Source organism: Halapricum sp. CBA1109 (assembly GCF_009741825.1).
GTDB lineage: Archaea > Halobacteriota > Halobacteria > Halobacteriales > Haloarculaceae > Halapricum.
Genome location: NZ_WPCA01000017.1, coordinates 1 through 20,453 on the forward strand (window position 1 = coordinate 1; position 20,453 = coordinate 20,453).

Genomic DNA, 20,453 nt, shown 5'->3' on the forward strand with positions numbered 1-20,453 from the left:
CGTTACAGAGTTACCCCACGTACTCAATTATCTGTTCACTCTGTGGGGTAATTTTGTAGTCTGCGTTGAAAACTACCGCAGCAAGCTTTTACTGTATAATCTCTATAGAGATAACTACAGCTCTCACGATGGCGATGACTGAGTTAATGGATCCAACGGCAGCGAAGATCGTCTTGGCCACACAACGAGGCGATTCTATACGCCGTGTCGCAACCAAGATTGGTGTCTCATACTCGTGGGTGTACGACTGGATTGAGCGATTAGAGGATACAGCTATTATCGCTAACACTGATAACGGAATTCAGGTCGTCGATCACGAGATTCGCCAGTGCTATGACGAAATGATGGCTACGTTGTACAGTCGCGACTCGATCTCCCAGGAGGACGCATATGTCATCCCACACTTTGCGGGGATGGAGTTCGCCTATACGGAGATCGACGCTGCGTACGTCTGGACCCATGGCGGCTATCAGATTGCTCGCAGCCACGATGACTATCCGGTATTCATCGAGGTTCACGACCGCGACGTCGAACGATGGATTGCCTTCTTTGAACGATACGGTGTCGAGACAACGATCAACGAGCGGCCGGATGCAAGTGTCGTTGATGGGAACTTCCACTACGTGTTGTACCCCCAGACCGACGGTATCGATGCTGAGTGGGTCGACGGAAACCCCGTGATTCCGTTGGACGATGCCGTCCAGCAGATGATGGAGAATCGCCCAGCATACGAGCCCGCTTTGGAGATCATCGCCGAGGAATACGATGTCGATATTGACGCGTCCCACCACGGGACAGCAGGTGTAGAGTGACTGGATATGAGTCTTACCCCACAACTCGAACACAGTCTAGCAACGTAGTTGATGAACCCGAGTCGGTAGAATCCAAACCTGATGACTTCTCCCTCAGATGTTGAGAGTACAAATTGGGGCGGTAGCAGAAGACCTAATACTCTATACATAGAACATGGATTGTGATGTCGACGGACTCTCGATTGAGCGATTCCGTAGATCCTGAGGAGACCCTCGGTGATCTTCTCACCTACGCTGAATTGCTGAAGACGCCGAAATTGGCACGGCTCTACATCTATGTCCTCCAGCATGGGCCTGTGGCTATCGAGACTGTCAAGGCTGATCTCGATATTCCGCATTCGACGGCCTACAAGTACGTGGGCGAACTCGAAGAGATGGGAATCCTGACCCGCCAGGAAGACGAGATGCCCACCCAGATTGCCGTTGACCCGATTCGTCTCACGCTCGAAACCGAGCACGGTGATGTTGTTGCAACGCCCGTTCTCGTTGATGCTATCGGGCGACAACTCGATAACGAGGATATCCGGGTGTTCGTCGATCGCCAGGGAATTCCAAAGCTTGCGGCTGCACTCCATTACACGCTGCGGGTAATGAACGGCGAACTCACCCAACGCACTGCGACTAACAAACTCGATGTGCATCCGGTGGAAGGGATGACTGTCATTACGGCGCTACAGGAGGTCATCGAAGAGGCAAGTGGATACGACCCATACCTGGAGCCTGCGGAGTAATGTCGACCGAAGAGTTGCCGAGCGATAGCCTCGCGATCGTCGATACGAGCGTCATCTACGCGATGGGTGGCCCATCTAACGAGAAATACCAAGCCTTCGAGAAGTATGTGACTCGGCGGAATATCAGCGTCCGAATCCCCGACCATGTCGCTGAAGAACTTGGTGAAAGCCCTGACGCGTACCACTATCAGCGTGATCGACTGCGATCCGCACAGGATGCTGGGTGGCTAGAGCGAGCTGAGGTTGACTTTACGGATCCCGATGTCTCCGATGCTATCGACAGGACGCGAGAGCGGATCTACAGTCTGTCAGCGGACGATGTCACTGAAGACGAAATTGAGACAACCGATGCCGTGCTTGCAGGATTGGCTTACCAGTATGCCACGAAGAAGACGGGCCATGTCGCAATTCTGGTCAGTGATACACTGGCCGAGCAGGCGATTGCTGATGTCCTCGCAGCGATGGGCGTTGGGGAAGAGATATCCGTAATCGAAGGTCGGATATTTTTAGGCGAGCTGCTCGATACGCAGTTCGATTGACTTCCGACGAGTGAGAATTTTGACTTCGATTCTACGGCTATAGAACTAGTTACCCCACGAACATAATTATACTCGGTCCTGTGGGGTAACTTGTTATTGTACTTTCACACCGAACCCCCCGAATTTCACACCCCCCAAGGGGATGCGGGGAGATGAAACAGAGCGCTCGGCGTGACTCTGATTGACTCCAGTGCCAGCTATCGGTGGATCCTCGACCCGATTCGGGTGATTTCACATCCCCTAAAGGGGGTGCGGGGGCTGGCGAGTGCAGTCAATCGTTGGTCATGTGTCGAGTCACATCTCGATCACTCCCCAGGAGAAAGCAATGAGTTCCAATATCGACTCCAACGTGGCGGACAGCGCGGCAAACATCGTCGAAGCGTTCCAGGGTTCGGACCACTCCGGGCTCCAGGGCGTTTCCCCTGAAAGCGTCACCCGGCGTCTCGAGAGCATGATCGCATACAGCGTCCCAGTTTCCGACGCCGAGCGTGCCGTCGTTCGACGGTTCCTCGCGGCTGAAGAGGTCAAGCGTGAGGACATCTCAGACGCTGTGGCAACCCTTGCTGGCTATCGTTCACGACGGACCTCTGAGTTCGAGCGAGCACTGATCTCAACTGTTGAGGAGGCCGACGTCTGGTGTGACCTTCTTGTCGAAGTCATCGAACTGTGGGAACCCAAGCACGAATCTATCGAACAGGTCGGCCTCATCGGGGATGAGAGCGGCGTCATCAAGTTCGTGAAGTGGGCAAGTGCGGACCTACCGCAGCTGGAGGAGGGTGAGACCTACCGGTTCGAGAACGTCGTGACCGACGAATACAACGGGCGCTTCTCGGTCAACCTCAATTCGGCATCGAATATCGAGGCTTCGACGGAGACGGTTGACGCATCCGATGGCACTGTAGAGGCTTCTGGGACGGTCGTCGCTATCCAGACCGGGTCGGGGCTCATCAAGCGCTGCCCGCAGGAGGACTGCAGCCGCGTTCTGAACAAGGGACGCTGTAGTGACCACGGCCAGGTCGACGGTGAGTTTGACCTTCGGATCAAGGCTGTGCTCGACGATGGTGACCGTGCGATCAACGCCATTTTCGACGCCGAGGCTACCACGGAACTCGTCGGGCTATCTTTCGAGGAAGCAAAGCAGATGGCGATGGACGCGATGACTGCTGAGGTCGTAGAGGACTACATTCAGACCCGTATCGTTGGTCGGACGTACGCTCTCTCTGGGTCTGTTGTCGGCTCGTACCTGCTCGTAGATACGTCCGAAGAACGGCCGGAGGCGTCGATCGGTCTGAGCGCAAGTGACCTCGACCCAGCAGTGTCGAACCGGCAGGCAGCCAAGCGTGTTCTCCCCGAAGAGTTCAACGTCGCGACCCACGAGTTCAAAGAATCCGAGGAGAAGCGTGCACCCCGGTTCAACCTGCTCCCCACTGGCGAGGCCGTGAATCGAGTTTTCGTTGTTGGCACGTTGATCGAAGCTGAGGACGTCGGCCAGTCAGAGGAGTACTGGAAGGGTCGTATCGTTGCTGGCAATGGGAGTCTGTTCGTCTACGCTGGTCAGTACGAACCACAGGCTCTCAGTGTGCTCAGTTCGGCTGAGACGCCCAGCTACGTCGCCGTCGTTGGGAAGCCGAGAACGTACGAAGCAGGCGACTATACGAACGTCGCTATCCGCCCAGAGTCCATCGCGGTTGTTGATAAGGATGTCCGAGATGCGTGGGTCGAGGCGACTGTCTCCGAAACGCGAGAGCGGCTGTCTGCATTCGCATCTGGAGAGTCTCCGCACACCGACCTAGTTCAGGTTGTCTACGAAGGAGCAGATGGTATCGAACCTCTCGAAGAGGTACTCGGAGAACTCGGATCTGTTCCTGAGACTGAAAGGGAATCGGCAGATCCAGAGATGGCTTCGGATGACCCCTCTGGATCCGAACCTCGTATGGCGGACTGATTTCAGTCGGGTTGCTCCCTTCTCGATCCTTGCTTAGGTTGAACATATCTGAATAGTGTTGGCTTCATCTATCCGTGATGAATACAACATGCAAGTCGGTCACCACTCTTGGTCTGCTGGAGACGAACTACACGTGAATTCGGGCCGTCGAAGGAAGTGTCGCTCAGGTATGGTGGTTTTTGAGCAATATATTGTGGTGGAAACTATCGGAAAGCCATAGCCAACTATCTTCGAGATGAAGGCTTGAATGTTGAAGAACAGGCTACGGATAGCCCAATAGAGAGGGTTTTTCTGTGCAAAGAAAGGTTGCTCAACTCAGCTATGTGTCATTAGGATAATTCTCGAGCGATTAAAACCAATTCCAGTTTTCGGAAGTCTGTTGCAATGGACGGATTCCCCTGTCCATGAGACTGTGACTCATCAATCAGCATATCTCCGCAGAGATTCAGCAACTCCAATAGTCTGGAGTCGTCTCTCTGATCATAGAGATCAATCATATTCTCTTCACTATCAGTGAATAGAATATTATTCCCAGACCCATACACACCTAATCTGTCTTCAACCGATCTGTCGCATTCTGCTGAAAGATCTCCTTTCAGTAGTCCATTATCAGAATGCTGTTCATAGAGCTCTTCAAGTAGCTCAGACTCTCCCATCGCTAACAACGTTATTTCGAGTCGTTGGATGGTATGCGCTTTGACTCCAGGGTCTTCAATCATCGACCTAATTACATCCAATACCCCTTCACCATATTCAACAATCCAATCAGCACCCTGTAGGCGCTGATTGAGACTGCTCCATATCAGTAGTTCACACTTATCCTCAGTCAAGTCAAGATCAGGGATTCGTTTGCGAAACTCTAAGATAGTCTCTCGATCCGTAATGAGAGTTCCATTCGAATTATAATTCTGTGTGGCAGTATTGAGTCTCGCATTGATATCTTCAACAGCTTCTGTGGAGACATCCCCTTCACCAATCGGAATACCTGCTTGTCGAAGACCTTCTACAGTTTCAGGATTGTCTATCGGAACGAACCCGAGCAACTGCTCGATATTATCCTCGTCTGAGAAGTATTCTAACCTCTCGAAGTTTACTTTTTTCCGAGGAGCATCCTTCGTCGTCACGTCGTATATTTTGTTAGAGAACTTTCGTATCTGCTCAACTTGAACTTTGTCGAGGCTTCGCCTTGCCCAAATGCATCATATACCCACTTGAACGAATGGGCGTGGACAGCATTGACACGAACACGCCGTTCATCACCCACGTCAATCAGTTCGTCACGCGAAAGGTTTGGATCGCCTTCGAGTTTTTCGGCACCATCCTCATAATTAAGCAAAAATATATTTGGAATTAAGTCAGTTTCATCAGTTGGGATCATTCGATCCAGTTCCGATAGCAGGCGTTGGATGTTATCGTCTGATGCCGAATGGCCGAGAATCAAGACTGGGTGTTCCGAGAAATAAGTCAGTAATTTTGCACTAATGTATTTTTTCTGTTTTTCGAAATCATCATAGTCAGATTTGGTTAAAATTAAACTATCCTCCTGTGTCACACAGCCATGAATTTTGAATAAATCACCAACTTTCTTGCGGTCTTTCTTATATATGTCCTGGCCAACCATTGTCTCAAAGCCAGGATAGATATTTTCTAATAGTTGGTCATAATTGGTGGTTACTACAGCGTGAGGAGAGATTTGTCTTAGTGCCTTAATCTCTTCTTGAAAATCATCGGGCAAGTCATCGGGTGAGTCGGGAGAGAGTTTTCTAAAGAATTCGGCTACTTTGTATTTCAGATATTTATCAGGACTACCATCTCTATCATAGAGTTCTCGGGGAAAATGTTCAAACTGACCATGATCTTCCCAAGCCCAATCTCGGAACGCATTAATAAACTGAGTCGCTATTTGTGGATTCGTATACTCCTCCTCGTAATATTCGATCGGATATTCAATCTCAGGACATATAGTGGCTAATTCGCTGAGCAGTTCTCGCCAACTCGGGGCCCCGAGGTAACGTCGAGAAATTCCAGACCCAACGAAGATGATAGGCGCATACTCGTGCCGGTCTAAGCAATCAGATATGGTATCTTCTGCCCAAATACGGTGCTGAGAATCCTCTGACAACATACTGGACACTACAAAATCCAAGCTATTAGGTTCTGTTGAAATTCTCAAAGAATAACAAGCTTGAACAATATTCAGTGGATGTATGGCTCAAAAATTTAGCTCGGGGTTTCAAGATATACTTTCTGTCTCTATTGCTCGCACTGGTTATAGGCATGCTCGCACTCGCTGTTGTTGGAGAAAGCGGTGAACTCGGAACTGCCTCAAGTAGTATTGTTGTGTTGGTGTTTTTCGCAACGCTCACCAATTCGATGATTGTATACGATAAATACGGACACTGATCTGACTTGGTTGAGTGAAACGAACATCGATGGCTTGCTGAATACATCCTCTATATTCATCACTGCATTTTTATCGGCTACTGAGGGTCTCAACAGAGCCGCAACTTGAGATTTCACATACCCCAAAGGGATGAGGGAATTGGCCCTCGGAGCTGAATATGCACTCACATCCACTATCCCCGACACTCGATGGATACGTAGTCGTCTCGAACTGTGGACCAGACAACTTCGCGGTTGGAGCGTTCTCCTCGAGTCCTGTCCGTTGTCGTCGGTACGCATCCGATGGAGATGCTGTAGTCAACATTCGCCGCGCTCGGCATATCGCGAATGAAATTCACGGATGGGACATTTCCTGAACTGGTTTTTCGTCCCCGGAAGGATTGAGGGGAAGATCGAGTCGGTCTTCATGATCTCTTGTTGGGAACTCTTCTATCGTCTTCTTCCCCTCTTTGGCATCGCCGCTCTAGACAGTGTCGTGGATTGTATCGAAAAGGTGGGTGATTACTGTGTCTGAGTCTCGAAAGACTCGGTTACTACCTGTCGCTACGGGTCTTGTTTGCTTAGCTGTTCATTGGGGCGAGTCCACTCATTCATTTCGCTACTGGTCGGCTGACGGTCCGTACTGAGATCATCCCAGACCGCTTCGTAGAGTTCCTCGACATCAATCTCTCTTGATGCTGACGTGGAACTCGTCGGCTCTGGAGTTGCACCTGATTCAGTCTCGACCATCGCTTCAGATTCCTCTGGGAGGATGAAGCACGGCTCTCCGCACGTGAAGTGAGAGGCGTGGTCGTCATCGGTGGCTACTTCGAGCGAGTCGACCTTGTCCGATTCGAGCCACCACTCAGGCGTCCAGTCGACGACTGGGTAGATCCATCGCTCCGCACCGCGCCAGTTCGATTGTGGCGGGCGGGGAACAGGCTTTCCAGACCGTCGAGACCGTCGGATTCGCTGTGGCGACGGCTTCGTCGACGTCTTCGACTCACCAGTCCGTTCGAGGATCGTGAGTCGGCTATCTCGCCGGGTTTCGATCTTCGGCTCGCCGTTCCACCAGCCTTTGAAGACGTTGTCGAACCGTACGACATCGCCTTCTTTCAGAATGGGGAATTCGCGGCGGCGAACAATCGTGACGCCGTCGATATCTGTCGGGTCGTCCGTCGGAGCCACTTCTTCGGTTTCACTACCCTCGAAGATAGCGAACCGAATCTCTCCGGTGTCGTCTTTCAGGACGCCAGACTGCTTGAGGCCAGGGAATGCATTCTCGAACAAGATTTTCACCGTTCCCTGCGTCGAGAGGCGACCCTTGGTCTCTTTCGTCGAGGCGTATCTGATGTTACCGACATTCAGGACATTCCGAGGATTCGTTGCCTCGAAATCGGCCTGCGTGAGCAGCGCCCGCGTTGGGTCTGCTCCATTTTCGACGCGCTTCGCAAGCTCGATTGCCAGTGCGAGCGGCGTCTTCCGGAGATCGTGCACACGGTCGAACTGTTCGCTTGACAGGCGACGTGCGTTCGCACGAACCGCTTGATTATCCTCCGCACTCAGTGCTTCGAGTGGGCGGATCGCGGCTAGGTAGGCTTCGCGGTAGTTCTGGTCACGAGCCTCAGCGACAGTCGCTGGGCTTGGCCGAGATGCTGCGAGTTCGTCGAACCGATCGTTGAGCCACGCTGCATGACCCTCCAATTCGCCGTTCTCGAGAATGCCATCACTGACCGTCTTGAGTTCAGCTGCGAGCGCAAGATTAGCTTCGATCGTCTCGATTGACGACCGAGAGAAACGCTCGGGTTCGTCGACAACATCTCCGAGAGGTTTGATGGTGCTATCAGGCAATTGAACCTCTAGATCTGCAGTCGAGAGGCCTTCCTGGGAATCGTCGGTCGGTTCGGCAGGAATATCGTACGAGCGGAACAGAGAGGCGTGTTCGTCGAGACCGCTTGCGACGCCTGCAATCCGATCGCCTTGGGGGTCGATCAGGATGTTCGGCCCCGCATCTTCGACGGTGACCATCGACGCTGGAAGAGCCTCGGTTGGCTCGATCAGAGTGTCGGCGGGTCGGCCACTCGTGTTCGTCCTCGCAGTCATTTCCATCCCTCGGGACGCGACCAACGGTTGTCCGTCGCGAGTGATTCCGTAGATACCATCTCCGACCGATGCGCCAGCTGAGTCAGTTTTTGACTCAGTGTGCAGTGCGATACGGGACGCATCGCGACGAGCTTCTGCAGCTGCCGCTTCGATAACGGGATCCGAGTAACCATTTGGGGTTGCTTGGTCGAGACCAGGGGTGGAAGCCTGGCCGTCGTATGCCCGAATGTGCGTCCGTGATTCATGAGTTTCTTCGCTGTTTTTACCTACGTTAACCGATAGGTTTTTGCTGTCGTGGTTGTTACTGTTCATTGCAATCTCCTATAATTGCAGTGAGGCTCTGGTCAGCCTCACACTCTACACTCCTGAGCGGAGCATAATTCTTTGCAGATTACAGCCACTCTGTCCTGCGGTTTACCGAGAATATCCCCACAACAATACCTACATCTATCGCACTAATCGAAATTTCGCACTCTCCAAGCAGTGTGAGAGAATGACTTCAGAATCGAAGCTAAAAGGTAGTCTAATTCTTGATAGGAAAGCCCAATTCGGCAGTACACTAGCCTCAGAAATTGTCCTGCATGAGTCGGAAATCCACGCCGCTGTAAGCCAGTATCTCGATCCGAATCCATCTCAGCGAGAGATTCGGGGTGCAGTCTTGCAGACGGTGTTGCAGAAGACATCGTTTTCCCTACCTGACATCCTTGAGCTGCAGTCGACACTACGAAGAGTAGAAACCAGAGGAAGCACTGACGTGCGGATCTCCGATCTCATCTCCCGTGTGGTTGAGACAGTTGAGAATTGGTGACAGCTGGTATTCCAGGTTTTCCGGGGAAATTCGTGAATTGTGTAGAGCAGATCTCACCCTCAGAACCTCGACAATAGTAGGGGATTTTACTGTTGCACATATCTGTGTAACTATAGAGAAAATGATGTTCGAGCCCTGCACTGAAAAAGCGCTCAAGACGCTCCTTGCGATTGAGTCCGGTGACTCGATTTCAGGGGTCGCCCGCAAGATCGATGAAAGCCGCGAGACGATTCGCCGTGTCGTCAACTCGCTCGAAGAAGCGGGCTACGTCCAGTACGATCAGGGGCTTTCTGTTGTTTCCCCAGCAGTCCGCGAAGCGGGAGTCTCTTTTCTCGCTGCATCGGCAGTGGTGTCTCCGCCGTCAATTTCTGAAGCGTATGTCCTCCCACACTTCGCTGGTATGGATTTCGCGTACACCTCCATCGACGCTGTCTACGTTTGGACGCGCGGTGGCTATCAGGTTACTCGTGAACCGGAGGACTATCCACTCTTCATTGCCGTTGCTGAGACTGATCTCGAAGAATGGGAGCGGTTCTTCGAGCGATTCGATATTCCAGTCGCACGGGAGCGCCAACCACCGGACGAAGTCGAAGGACCGATCCAGTACGTCTTGGAAGCGCGTGAGACAGTCCAGGGCGACTCCGTCGATGGCCGGCCGGTCATCACCCTGGATGAGACGCTCGCGTTCGCACAGGACCACTACGCAACATTTCAGTCGGCTCTCGATATGCTTGACCGGATGTACGAAGACGCCGCAATTGACCCATATATTGAGAATAACCAGACTGAGGAATGAGAGGCTCTTCGGTATTGGTCGTCTTGTTGGAGAGAAAATCCTTTGAGCACTCCCTCACATCTAAAGTCAATGTCGCTAATCGGATTTCGCCGCGAGGATGGTGAAATCGAATATCTCGAAGAGGTGGAGTACAGTGAAGAGCATCTGGAAGATGATCTCCACCAGGTAATCCGTCGCGACCCTCGGTTGGTGATGGGAACACTCACTTCCAGAGAGAATGTTGTGCTTGGCAGCAAAGTCCAGTTACCAACCGGCAAGGAACCCGATCTGCTCGTATGTGATAAGCGAGGGACGCTCACGACCGTTGAATTCAAGCGCGACAAATCGCCGCGCTCAGCTGTGACACAACTGTTCGACTACGCATCCTCCTTGGCCCGGTTAGGTCAAGACGAATTCTTTGAATTGACAGAGTTTGAGTCAGTGGAGGACCTTTACGAAGTGTTTGAGCGTGAAGAGGATTCGGAGTTCGATATCGACGATTTCGAACGTGAATTCACTGAGGGGTTGGAGTCGCCACAACTCATGCTAGTCGCGTATACGATCACAGATGACGTTCGCCGGATGACGCGCTGGCTGAGGGATGCACACAACTTAAAAATCAATTGTGTTGAATTTGACTACTATGAGAAGGACGACGCTGAGATGTTCGTCCCGACGATTATCGGAGCGGATGAAACGCAGGAAATCAAAGAACGAGAGGAGTCGCCCAAACAGAAGATGTACCGGCGGTTCTTTGGTGAGGTCCTTGAGCGCTTCAAAGAGGAACTGCCAGGTGTCACGAACAGAAGTGCCGGGAGCGACAGTTGGATTACGATACCAGTAGGTCACTCAGATGCTGAATTTGTGTGGCATTTTCGGGGTGACCCTGGGGATAAGAGTTTGCAGGTCGTGATGAACTTTCAGTTTGATGACTCTGACCGGAACAGGGAGTTGTTGGAAAAGATGGTGTCGGCTATTGATGACCTGTCGCTGCAGGTCCCTGAAGAGATTCACTCTGAAGAGTACGGTAGCAGTGGGTATACCAGACTCTTTATCGAACGGGATGTTGGCCGGATTGACGACGCTTTGGGGGACGAGGAACTCAAGACGTGGGCCGTCGACCGGATGTCCGAGATGCACGAAGGATTAACCCCCGTTTTGGACGACGAATTGCGTCAGTAGACGAACTTTGGCTGTCAGAGTTTTCGACGATTTCACACCCCTCAAGGGGGTGCGGGAATTGGGAGCTGATCGTTAGAACTGCTCAGTTCTGCGTGTCCTCCCGCCTTCTGTGGAGAATTCCAATGGGATACAACTACTACCAGCGACAGCCTCGAACGACGAATAGCGATGTTGGCCAAGACGCCCGCTTTGATGAACTTAGGATGTACGGACTGTATCAGAGTCCGCATCACCAGAGTTCCTTCCTTGTAAACCAGCTCGACAACGCGGGGGAGGTCATGCTCGCTGCCCGACGCGAGCCCGAATACGACGAAAACGGAGTGGAGATCTCCGGCACTGGTGAGGTGGAACTCGATGCGTACTGGATCAATGCCAGTCTCCGAACCACACAGGCGAGAGATATCGATCCAATCGACCTCGGCGATGAAGACCTCAGCAGACTGCCTCTCGAAGCACAGGAGCACATCAAAGGCCTCCAGACCGAGCGACGTCGCCACCGCGAGAAGGCGCTCGCTGCAGATTTGGTCGGTATCGACCGTGCTGCTCGCTGTCGATCCGAAGTGGAGTCACATTCCCGAGCCCGCCGGGCCGATATCCAATCACGAGTCATCAACGACCAGCCTGGACGTACTAGGTTCGACGCAGTCGGCGCACTCGACGACGAGCAAGCTGCTTCTGTTAACCGGGCTGCTGAACACCTTGCTGAGAATCTCGTGACCCCACCGAGGATGGATGTCCTCGAGCATCGAATCGCCTTGAAACTGCACGCTGGACAGGACCTCTTCACCGCCGTTAGCAACGTCCAAGAGGAACTCTATCAGGATGCAGGGATCATCCAGCCGATCCAGAGCGTTCCTGCAGTTCCCGCAAAGTACGACGTCGAGGCAGACATCCAAGGAGAGGTCGTGACGCTCTGGGATCCTATTGCGACCAATCAGCAGCAGGTGGGACTCATTGAGGATGATACTGGCCGGATCAAGTTCACTGTCTGGCGACGAAGTAATCAGGGCATCCTCCTCCACGAAGGAGATATTGTGCAGATTCGAGCTGCGAAAGTAGGGAAGTACCAGGGTCAGGCGACGCTGGCGGCAGATTCGAAGACACTCATCACCATCTTGGAAGAAGGCGATGGGCCTGCACCTCGTCGACCCTCGTTTGACATCTCCGGATCAGCGAAGTCACAGGAACAACGACACCGAGCCTGTTCGATCCCGACGCTCACTGACGCCGGCGTCTCTCAGGAACCACTTCCGTCACACCGGCCCCGTGATCGTCAGAATGCGGATGATGGTCGATATGCAGCGACGCACTGGCTGAAATCCGCTGAGATCTACGACGAGGATGGAGACATCCCGCTCCCTGAGTGGTGGACAGCTCAGTCCAACGTTCTACGGGTGGAGGTGCCAGCCGACGCTGATTCCCGGACTATCAGTGAGTACATCGACAAGGCACGGGATACCGCTGATTCTACTGAGTCGACTGACGACACGAGCCAGTCAGAAGTGAACAGATCCAGGTTGACTAATCGAGGTATCCCAACCGATCTGCCTGTACCAGACGGGCCTGATCAACTCCAGACTGATGGTGGGGAGACTCGAACACTATTCGTTTGTCTGCCTGACTCTCCGGAGGGAGCGCAGAACACAGCAGAAGGACACACCGAGACGATAGCAGGCTCCGTGGAGCCTCCGTCGACGACAGTTATTTGTCCCGCTGTTAACTGTGACTCTGATCGCGCATATTACCGACTCCAGCAACTCAGGTCCAGTGATGAAGCGCCTACTCGTTTCTATACCTGCGTGTGTTGCGGGAAGAAGTGGCGCGAGAACGCCTGAGTCAGGTTCTACTCTCACACCCCATGACATTCCATGCGACCATTGTTGGCTATCTCATGTATAGTACGTCTGAAGGACTTGAAGCAGCTCTACGCTCTCTTCGGGCCGGAAGCTGGCTTGATCGCGATGATCAGTGGCAAACTGATCGAGTCGCTTTGAGTAGCGAGTTCGGATCAGAATCTACGATCGATGAGAAACGCCGTCTGCTCGTTATTCCGCCCGGTGTGTATCAGGATCTCGCGAGAATTACTACAGACCTGTTTCCTGGGACGGTCGATGGTAATATCGTCATCTCGTCGACTGACCTCTGTTTCGACGGGTGGATCGAACGCCCTCTCGCTTCTGCTGCTTCTATGTCGGCTGAGGATCCTGGCACCGTTTCTGACATCACTTGCTTCGGGCTCGAAGCATACGCTACGTCTCGCGGATTTGGTCTTCGAAACATGAGCGAAGAAGGTTATTTCGAGTGGCAGAATCGAGTGGAACAGGCGTTCCATGCAGAGTACGACCCTGATGTCGAACTTCTCCTCTCTTCGGCTCGGTGAATGCTCCTTGAAGATTCCTACTTTTGTTCTCCTCCTGACGCTGGGAGGCTCAGAAACGCCTCTTCGCAAATCATGTCTCAGTCAACTCACCACGAGCAGGTACAGCCCAGTGAGGCTCCAGTCGTTCAGAGTTCCGAAGAGGCTTGCCCTGAGTGCGGCACTCCAGATAGTGTCGTTTCCAGTGGCGACTATCAGGAAGTCTATTGTGATCAATGCGGCCTCATTCTCGAAGAAGATCAAATCGACCACGGTCCGGAGTGGTCGTATGCCACCGCTGACTCTCGATGTCGGGTTGGTAGTCCGAACACGGCTTGTCGGCATGATCGGGGGATTTCGAGCGAGATAGGCCACTGGAAGGATGCCCGTGGAAACGAACTCCCTGCGAAGACGAAACGGCACTTCAGTCGACTTCGTCGATGGAACGGCCGGGCCAAATACGGATCCAAGAAAGAGAAAAATCTCGCCTATGGCCTGACTGAACTCCGACGAGTCGCCAGTGTTCTTGAACTCCCGCGGTCACTCCAGGAACAGGCTTCGGACCTCTTCCACAGAGCATCTGATGCTGGCCTTCTTCGTGGATTGTCGATCGAAGCTATCGCCGCTGGCTGCGTATATGCAGTCTGTCGACTGAACCGATTACCGAGATACCTTTCCGAAGTTGCTAATGCCTCTGTAGATAGCGAACGACGAGTCTCACTTGCCTACCGGACGCTTAACGTGGAATTGGATCTTCGAACGCCTCCGCCGCAACCGACCGAATTCGTACCGAGGATTGCCAGAACTGTTGGTCTCCCCGTAACGGTCCAACGGTACGCACAGGAAATCTCGACTGCCTCTGAGATGGAAGACTTTGCGATAGGCCGAAATCCACGCTGTGTCGCTGCTGGCTGTCTCTACTACGCTGCTCGTGAGATTCCCGAGGTCGAAAAAGTGACCCAGACCGACCTCTCGAAGGCTGCGGATGTGAGTACAGAGTCTCTGAGACCTGTATGGCAGCGACTGGAAGACCAGTTTAACGACAATTCATAGCAAGCCCGTCTCGAAAAAGTCTCCACTATCTTGGGATTGACAGTCTTGGTATGCAGGATACAGAAGGTCTATCTTGCGGCTCGACGGCCGAGGACAAACACTAAGAGTGCGATAAGTACGGCACCTAATAGCGACTCAACGCCAGCAAGCGCCTGTGTCGCTCCATTCGAGGGCTGGATATCACCGTAACCGAGCGTGGTGAAAGTAACAATACTGAAATATAAGTTAATTAGTAGCGTTTCGATCGGGACGGGTACCGAAAACGAAACCAGCTGTGGCAGATCGAATGCATGGGTTGCTGGCTTGGTTGTCACAGTGATTCCACCTACGATTGAATATAGAATACCGAAGATGACTATAATGGCCCATGAAGAACCGATGATTCGCCAGGGGCTTTCGCCATACAAGAGAACCCACCGTGAAATTGATGCTTGAATCCACCGTCTCCATCGACCGTCTTCTCGGTGCTGTCGACGGTGGATATCTTTTCGTCGAATGAAATTGTTCCTTTCCATATCAGGGAAGGCACTAGCACGTGCTAATTGTTCGAGGAGGCGATATTGGCCTGCCGCCTTGATTAACTGGTTTGTCATCTCCATCTCCGGGATATCTGCGTCAGATTTAATATCGTATTTAGGGTCGTACACACATTTGTCGTCAAATTCCGTCTCTTCATTGATTTTTACCTCAGTTAGTGTGGCACCGTAGAGCCGGATATCGACCAGTGTAGTATCCAGTAAGTTCGTTCTTTCAAGATGTGCGTCTTCAAGCTTACACCCAGTCAGATTAGCTCCTTTCAATGTAGTCTCTTTTAATGATGACTGGCTGAGTGATGCTCCTGAGAAATTGGTCCCACGAAACCACCCATCCGCAAGATTTGCATCAGCGAAGACGGCTCGTTTACATGACCCCTCTGAGAAATGCACGTCCCGTAGATTCGCACGACGGAGATAACAACCATCTAAATCAGATAGTCCGTCAATACTGGCGCTGGGAAGGTGAGCCCCGTCAAGTAATTCAGCGGGTCCATTTTGGCTATTGAGCTCGCGACAAGAAGATCTTTCCCGTACATTTTTCAACTCGTCAATTGGTTTTGGTTCATCAGTCTTAGCGTGCCAGACGCATCGATCGTAGTCATTCCACGTCGTTCGATAGCAGGAAGAATAATGAGGGCCCTTGGAAGTTCCACATCCCTCGCCGGTCACTTCAAAATCTGGCGGGAACTGGTACCCGCATTTGTCTTCTGGCGGTTTAGACATGGGGTGATAATAGCGTGGTCCGACGTGATTATTAATATTGCTCGTAGCGTGGGAGATTAGTGCTGGATTTGCGTCCTGTATCACGCAGAGGGAGTAAATTTGTCAGTAAATACTCTCAATGAGTTTCATCATCTCTCGGCAATCGTTTTGATAGTCGATCGAATCGACTTTGGGCTGCCTCTGCACGTTCGTCGCTCGTCTCAGCATCATAGACGAGCGAGACCAACTCACCCCCTTCGAATTCTACGTCGAAGATCGCGTCCTGGTGGCGCCCGTCTTCTGGAATCTCTGACTGGTTGAGAACCACATCTGTAACAATATCTTCGTCGTCTTCTATGAGTAGTACAGCGAGTTCGTCTTCAAACCGATCGAGTACGGCTGTGTAGGCCCCCTCAAGTAAGTCTTTCTCGGTCATGAGTATGCCTCCGTGAGTACAACTTCGTCCGCATCAGTCCTCACAGTAACGGTGTCACCACCGTTGTTCCAAATTGGACTACTTGCTCCCCAGTAGAGATCTGTGTCGGTGTTTGTGCCAGCACCGGTACGAATTGTTAGCGTTGCACCCGGCGCAAGCGTCACGCCGGATGGTATCTCGTATTGATGGCCTGCAGCGTCGGTCACTGTCCAGCCACTCAGGTCAAGCTCTTGATCACCTGTATTCCGTAGGACGATATACTCGTCATTGAGATTTTCACCGTCATCACCAGCGGCATCCGCGTGGACCTGCGCTAGTGAGAGGGATACTCCGGACTGTGTTGTTCTGGGGGTTACCGTTGGCCCGCTCGTCGAACCACCAAGAACATCGTATGTGTGTCGTCGTTCGACTGGCCCGCCTGTACCTGGCTCTACTGACTCCGCTTGGCGGAGCTGGAGCGGCTCTGTCGGAGCGGCAGCCTGCGTGGCGACACTGAAACGCTGGCCCGTGCTTGTCACGACAATCGTTCCATGAACAGCTGTCCAGTAGGTGTCGATACTTCGCTCAGAAAGTCGCTGCAGCACCTCTTCGTGGGGATGACCGTACTGGGAGCCATAGGCGCTGGAGACAATCGCGACTTGCGGCGATGTCGCTGCAAGCAACTCGGCGCTGTTGCTTGAATCACTCCCATGGTGCCCCGTTTTGAACAAGTTGGTTTCGAGACCGTCACCGTAGGTTTCGACGAGATACTCTTCGGCTGCTTCCTCTCCATCGCCGGTTGTTAGGTACTGAAACGAACCATGTGAGACTTTGAGTACGATCGAGTTCTCATTTCGGGCTTCACCAGACAAATAGTCCTCCGGTGGGGATAGAACTTGAACAGAGGCACCATCGAATGGGATCGAATCGCCAGCCCGAACTTCAAAGAGATCGACGTTATGCGTCTCGACAGCATCGAGGTAGCCTTCGTAGGTCTGACTGCTCGCAGCGAGGCCGGGATCGTAGACGGCGCCGACTCCGCCTGCTTCGTTCTCGTAATAGTTGATCACAGCTTCGTGTCCCCCGATGTGATCGGCATCATTGTGGGAACTCACTAGGTGGTCAATTCGTTGGATATCGTGGTTCTGAAGATACTGCAAAACATCCTCGCCATCAGTCCGAAAGTCTCCCGTGTCGATCAGCATCGTTTCATTGTCTGAACTCTGCAGGAGGATTCCCGTTGATTGGCCTACGTTGATGAAGTGGATCTCGAGACTGCCCTCTGTTGGGATCGACGTCGGTGAGGTTCGATTATCTATCGTCGGTGAGGATGTGGTTCCTGAATCGACCGTCGTCGTACAGCCAGCAATGAGAAGGACAAATACCACGCTGACTGTCGCGAGCGTTGCTCGCCATTCCCGAGATTCCATTACCAGCACCTGGGCGTGTCAGCGATATAGTTCGTGTGGTGGTTGTCCACTGCAGAAGAGAGTCTATGTGCTACAGAGTTAGCCGGTAGGTGGCTTTATGTACGTTCTCGTGAATAAGAGTGGATATTAGAAGAAAGATGAAAGAGAAGCTATGGGAGAAGTGGGTATCTCGAACCATCCTTTCTGATATTGAAGCTGCTGAGACACCAGATCCCGTTCCAATAGTAGATAATTCTGGTGATGAGCCGGAAATGACTGATGAGTACAATTCGTATCGGTTGGGCCGAGGCAGTGGTGACTATCTGTATCTGTTGTATCTCCTTGATGAGCCAGTCGAAGGGCCCTCAGATATCATCCCAGTCTATGTCGGCGAGACAACGGACGTCGCCAGTCGATTGATGGACCATTTCAGGAGGGTTCGTGATGCGCTCCCTATCTCGGAGTGGGAAGACGATGGCTCGTGGGGAAGTTTCGGCAAATACGATCATATTGCGACTGTCTACGATCGTTCTGCATCACCGCTCTATGCATGGGTTGTCGACGTCGAAGATATCGAGACAGGCCCATATGGCTACTCTACGTACAGACAAGAACTCGAGGCAAAGCTGGTAGGGCTCGTCCACTCTAGTACGCAGGCTAATCGAATCTTCGCAAACAGAGACTTCGTACCCAACAGAGTGCCTCACGAGATGGGGAAAGTAGGTCCAGAATGGGTTGATCTGGATAACGAATCACCGAATGAGGAAGCCCACGTCGCATTAAATTCTGCTGTGCGCGACACATATGAGAAGACAAAGGCAGATCTGTGGCATGACTGGGTCGAACAGACCATCTGTCGAGACATCTACGAGTCGGACGAAGCGGATCCAATCCCGTTATTCGAGACAGATGAGGACCTCGTCGTTGAATGCAAGGAACTAGGGTCTTCGAAGGTTCTGAAGCGAAGTGAGCAGATTGACGAACGAATCAGACGTGAAGGGAATCGCTGTGTTCACGAGAACGGCGTGACAGATGGCCCAAACGGCTTGCTCTACGTGATGTATCAATTCGCCTCCGAGGAACCGGGGCCGGAGGATATCATCCCTCGATATATCGGAAAAGGTGAAGCCTATGGGAAGAAGAACGAGTTGAGCGCGAACTTTGAGGAAATAGCCAAGGATCGTGATGGGACGCGAAGTTTCGCCCGCTGGGGTGATGGTAGCTACTGGCACGTCGGTGAACTTTCAGAGACCGTTTTCGGCGAGGATTCGAAAAAACTCAGCTGGGCTAGCGAGCTGTTTGAGCAGGGGACTCATCAGCTGAAAGAGCAGACATACCTGTGGATCAGAGCATGGGATCCGATTGAATATCCTGGCCCCTACGGCTATCCAGCGTATCTGGCAGAAGTGGAAGCTCTCTTGATCGGGCTAGTCTATGAAACGTATCCTGAGCAGTTGCTGAATCATAAGGAAGTGCCTGACGAGGCACCCTCCAACCAGAGAGAATACGAATTTCGACCTGCTCAACCTAAATAGCATAGATTTGTTCTGTGTTGCTGGAGGTTGACAGTGACAAGCCAAAATTGAGTTACCGATACTTTTCAGCTAGTCGTTCTTTTTCAGGATTTCCTGTATGCTTTCATTATTTGTCTCTGGTATATCGACAATGAGATTCATTAGCCCCATAATCATTTTCTGAGAGATCAGCCCCCCTTTGTTGGACAGCAAATATGCTAGAAATGGTATAAGAAGGATAACTGAGTTCCCACTGGTGAAACCTCCGTAATACAGAGCTTGATCTGTTAGTAAAACACAAAAAAGCAATTCTACTGGCATTATCCAGAATGACCGTTCAACTTCCCATCGCAGCCCGAATCTAAGGTTTAGCAATTGGAATGAGTAGTAGATTGAGGCGACCATAATCACTACGCTGAGTATTTCAATCCCTTCGATGTTGGTAAATATCTCTGCTATGAGAATAGAAAGTAAAAGTAAGGCAACGGAAATGAGCGCATGAAATGCTACTGTGAAAATATGTGTCACATCCTGAGACGTCTGAATCGCCTGCCTCAACTCAGCACGATTCTCAGACCCTACTTCTCCCTGCCGAATCAACCTGTTTGCCTTCCTCAGATCCTCCAAGGGGGATGAATTGCTGCCAGAATCATAGCTTGACCGTTCAATTTCTCGGTCGAAAAACAATCCGATTCGAGCGATTATTTCTTGGAGTCCTCCTTCTGAGAGCTTTTCTTTGAATATCTCCCGTCGCTGACTGTCAAATCGGAATACAGGGAGATTGACCAACCCAACAGCAATAATACCGACGGCAATAGAACCAACTAAGGTTGCAAAGTGGTCCATCTCTCCTGCTATACTCGCTGTGAGCATACTGAATGCCTGAAACACAAGATACGAGATGATTGCAACGCCACCGCAGAACATCAAAGTTCCAGTTGTCTTTGCCGAGCGCGACTTCGAAGTCATCCCGTCTGAGACAACGATATGGTACCTGATGAATAGACTTCCAAAAAGGCAGCTAAAAATTACTGCGTCAATTAGAAGCTGATTTGAGAAAAATAGGTTGTACAGACCGTAAAGTCCGGTAAAAAGGAAAACTTCGTATCCGATTCGCTCCTTTACAGACAATTTCGATCCTGCACTACTCATCACGTATTAGTCAAATTCAAACAATTAAGTGTATGCTGG

Annotated in this window: 17 protein-coding genes; 10 read left to right on the forward strand and 7 right to left on the reverse strand. The window is 51.8% G+C overall.

Features of this window, described 5'->3' with window-relative positions; all coding sequences use genetic code 11:
- The first annotated feature begins 146 nt into the window (after positions 1 to 146).
- The 4 genes from GJ629_RS03435 to GJ629_RS16780 all read left to right on the forward strand — a co-directional run bounded on the left by GJ629_RS03435 (position 147) and on the right by GJ629_RS16780 (position 4,027).
- Positions 147 to 812 (forward strand): helix-turn-helix domain-containing protein, encoded by a 666-nt coding sequence (locus GJ629_RS03435; protein WP_157511787.1) that lies wholly within the window; start codon positions 147 to 149, stop codon positions 810 to 812.
- 164 nt (positions 813 to 976) lie between these two features.
- Positions 977 to 1,543 (forward strand): helix-turn-helix domain-containing protein, encoded by a 567-nt coding sequence (locus GJ629_RS03440; protein WP_157511766.1) that lies wholly within the window; start codon positions 977 to 979, stop codon positions 1,541 to 1,543.
- Positions 1,543 to 2,082 (forward strand): hypothetical protein, encoded by a 540-nt coding sequence (locus GJ629_RS03445; RefSeq protein ID WP_157511767.1) that lies wholly within the window; start codon positions 1,543 to 1,545, stop codon positions 2,080 to 2,082. The genes GJ629_RS03440 and GJ629_RS03445 overlap by 1 nt, the downstream gene beginning before the upstream one ends.
- Before the next feature lie 325 nt (positions 2,083 to 2,407).
- A complete protein-coding gene (locus tag GJ629_RS16780; RefSeq protein WP_157511768.1) occupies positions 2,408 to 4,027 on the forward strand; it encodes a hypothetical protein in 1,620 nt (539 codons plus the stop codon).
- 329 nt (positions 4,028 to 4,356) lie between these two features.
- Here the strand turns inward: GJ629_RS16780 and GJ629_RS03455 are convergent, their stop codons facing one another.
- The 3 genes from GJ629_RS03455 to GJ629_RS03465 form a co-directional block, all read right to left on the reverse strand.
- Complete coding sequence (locus GJ629_RS03455; protein WP_157511769.1) at positions 4,357 to 5,151, reverse strand: hypothetical protein; 795 nt, start codon at positions 5,149 to 5,151, stop codon at positions 4,357 to 4,359.
- Entirely contained in the window at positions 5,148 to 6,152 is a 1,005-nt protein-coding gene (locus GJ629_RS03460; protein ID WP_157511770.1) for an SIR2 family protein, read from the reverse strand. Before GJ629_RS03460 ends, GJ629_RS03455 begins: the two co-directional genes overlap by 4 nt.
- 821 nt (positions 6,153 to 6,973) lie before the next feature.
- Entirely contained in the window at positions 6,974 to 8,437 is a 1,464-nt protein-coding gene (locus tag GJ629_RS03465) for a hypothetical protein (protein WP_157511771.1), read from the reverse strand.
- A gap of 1,007 nt (positions 8,438 to 9,444) precedes the next feature.
- Here GJ629_RS03465 and GJ629_RS03470 point away from each other — a divergent pair.
- From GJ629_RS03470 to GJ629_RS17855, 5 genes are all read left to right on the forward strand, one after another.
- Positions 9,445 to 10,116 carry an RNA polymerase subunit sigma-70 gene (locus tag GJ629_RS03470; protein ID WP_157511788.1) on the forward strand — a complete coding sequence of 224 codons (672 nt, stop codon included), beginning with the start codon at positions 9,445 to 9,447 and terminating at the stop codon, positions 10,114 to 10,116.
- Between the two features lie 69 nt (positions 10,117 to 10,185).
- Entirely contained in the window at positions 10,186 to 11,277 is a 1,092-nt protein-coding gene (locus GJ629_RS03475; RefSeq protein ID WP_157511772.1) for a DUF4268 domain-containing protein, read from the forward strand.
- 122 nt (positions 11,278 to 11,399) lie between these two features.
- The gene (locus tag GJ629_RS03480) at positions 11,400 to 13,112 is read left to right on the forward strand and encodes a hypothetical protein (RefSeq protein ID WP_157511773.1); all 1,713 of its coding nucleotides are present in this window, start codon (positions 11,400 to 11,402) and stop codon (positions 13,110 to 13,112) included.
- Between the two features lie 155 nt (positions 13,113 to 13,267).
- A complete protein-coding gene (locus GJ629_RS03485) occupies positions 13,268 to 13,657 on the forward strand; it encodes a hypothetical protein (protein WP_157511774.1) in 390 nt (129 codons plus the stop codon).
- A gap of 72 nt (positions 13,658 to 13,729) precedes the next feature.
- The gene (locus tag GJ629_RS17855; RefSeq protein WP_370515771.1) at positions 13,730 to 14,686 is read left to right on the forward strand and encodes a transcription initiation factor IIB family protein; all 957 of its coding nucleotides are present in this window, start codon (positions 13,730 to 13,732) and stop codon (positions 14,684 to 14,686) included.
- A gap of 68 nt (positions 14,687 to 14,754) precedes the next feature.
- On the opposite strand, the gene GJ629_RS03495 is transcribed toward GJ629_RS17855, so the two are convergent.
- The 3 genes from GJ629_RS03495 to GJ629_RS03505 are packed head-to-tail and all read right to left on the reverse strand — an operon-like array spanning position 14,755 to position 17,769.
- On the reverse strand, positions 14,755 to 16,029 hold the full coding sequence (locus tag GJ629_RS03495) for a pentapeptide repeat-containing protein (RefSeq protein WP_157511776.1): 1,275 nt from the start codon (positions 16,027 to 16,029) through the stop codon (positions 14,755 to 14,757).
- 31 nt (positions 16,030 to 16,060) lie between these two features.
- On the reverse strand, positions 16,061 to 16,360 hold the full coding sequence (locus GJ629_RS03500; protein ID WP_157511777.1) for a DUF3006 domain-containing protein: 300 nt from the start codon (positions 16,358 to 16,360) through the stop codon (positions 16,061 to 16,063).
- Entirely contained in the window at positions 16,357 to 17,769 is a 1,413-nt protein-coding gene (locus GJ629_RS03505) for a lamin tail domain-containing protein (RefSeq protein ID WP_157511778.1), read from the reverse strand. The genes GJ629_RS03500 and GJ629_RS03505 overlap by 4 nt, the downstream gene beginning before the upstream one ends.
- Positions 17,770 to 17,906: 137 nt before the next feature.
- Here GJ629_RS03505 and GJ629_RS03510 point away from each other — a divergent pair, with 137 nt between their 5' ends.
- Complete coding sequence (locus GJ629_RS03510; protein WP_157511779.1) at positions 17,907 to 19,283, forward strand: GIY-YIG nuclease family protein; 1,377 nt, start codon at positions 17,907 to 17,909, stop codon at positions 19,281 to 19,283.
- Between the two features lie 69 nt (positions 19,284 to 19,352).
- Here GJ629_RS03510 and GJ629_RS03515 read toward each other — a convergent pair whose 3' ends face one another.
- A complete protein-coding gene (locus tag GJ629_RS03515; protein ID WP_157511780.1) occupies positions 19,353 to 20,414 on the reverse strand; it encodes a hypothetical protein in 1,062 nt (353 codons plus the stop codon).
- Between the last annotated feature and the right edge of the window lie 39 nt (positions 20,415 to 20,453).

Excerpts from the sequence above, each read along its gene's own strand:
- GJ629_RS03435 (WP_157511787.1), top strand. The coding sequence starts at position 147 with ATGGATCCAACGGCAGCGAAGATCGTCTTGGCCACACAACGAGGCGAT.
- GJ629_RS03440 (WP_157511766.1), top strand. The coding sequence starts at position 977 with ATGTCGACGGACTCTCGATTGAGCGATTCCGTAGATCCTGAGGAGACC.
- GJ629_RS03445 (WP_157511767.1), top strand. The coding sequence starts at position 1,543 with ATGTCGACCGAAGAGTTGCCGAGCGATAGCCTCGCGATCGTCGATACG.
- GJ629_RS16780 (WP_157511768.1), top strand. The coding sequence starts at position 2,408 with ATGAGTTCCAATATCGACTCCAACGTGGCGGACAGCGCGGCAAACATC.
- GJ629_RS03460 (WP_157511770.1), bottom strand. The coding sequence starts at position 6,152 with ATGTTGTCAGAGGATTCTCAGCACCGTATTTGGGCAGAAGATACCATA.
- GJ629_RS03465 (WP_157511771.1), bottom strand. The coding sequence starts at position 8,437 with ATGGTCACCGTCGAAGATGCGGGGCCGAACATCCTGATCGACCCCCAA.
- GJ629_RS03470 (WP_157511788.1), top strand. The coding sequence starts at position 9,445 with ATGTTCGAGCCCTGCACTGAAAAAGCGCTCAAGACGCTCCTTGCGATT.
- GJ629_RS03475 (WP_157511772.1), top strand. The coding sequence starts at position 10,186 with ATGTCGCTAATCGGATTTCGCCGCGAGGATGGTGAAATCGAATATCTC.
- GJ629_RS03480 (WP_157511773.1), top strand. The coding sequence starts at position 11,400 with ATGGGATACAACTACTACCAGCGACAGCCTCGAACGACGAATAGCGAT.
- GJ629_RS17855 (WP_370515771.1), top strand. The coding sequence starts at position 13,730 with ATGTCTCAGTCAACTCACCACGAGCAGGTACAGCCCAGTGAGGCTCCA.
- GJ629_RS03500 (WP_157511777.1), bottom strand. The coding sequence starts at position 16,360 with ATGACCGAGAAAGACTTACTTGAGGGGGCCTACACAGCCGTACTCGAT.
- GJ629_RS03505 (WP_157511778.1), bottom strand. The coding sequence starts at position 17,769 with ATGGAATCTCGGGAATGGCGAGCAACGCTCGCGACAGTCAGCGTGGTA.
- GJ629_RS03510 (WP_157511779.1), top strand. The coding sequence starts at position 17,907 with ATGAAAGAGAAGCTATGGGAGAAGTGGGTATCTCGAACCATCCTTTCT.
- GJ629_RS03515 (WP_157511780.1), bottom strand. The coding sequence starts at position 20,414 with ATGAGTAGTGCAGGATCGAAATTGTCTGTAAAGGAGCGAATCGGATAC.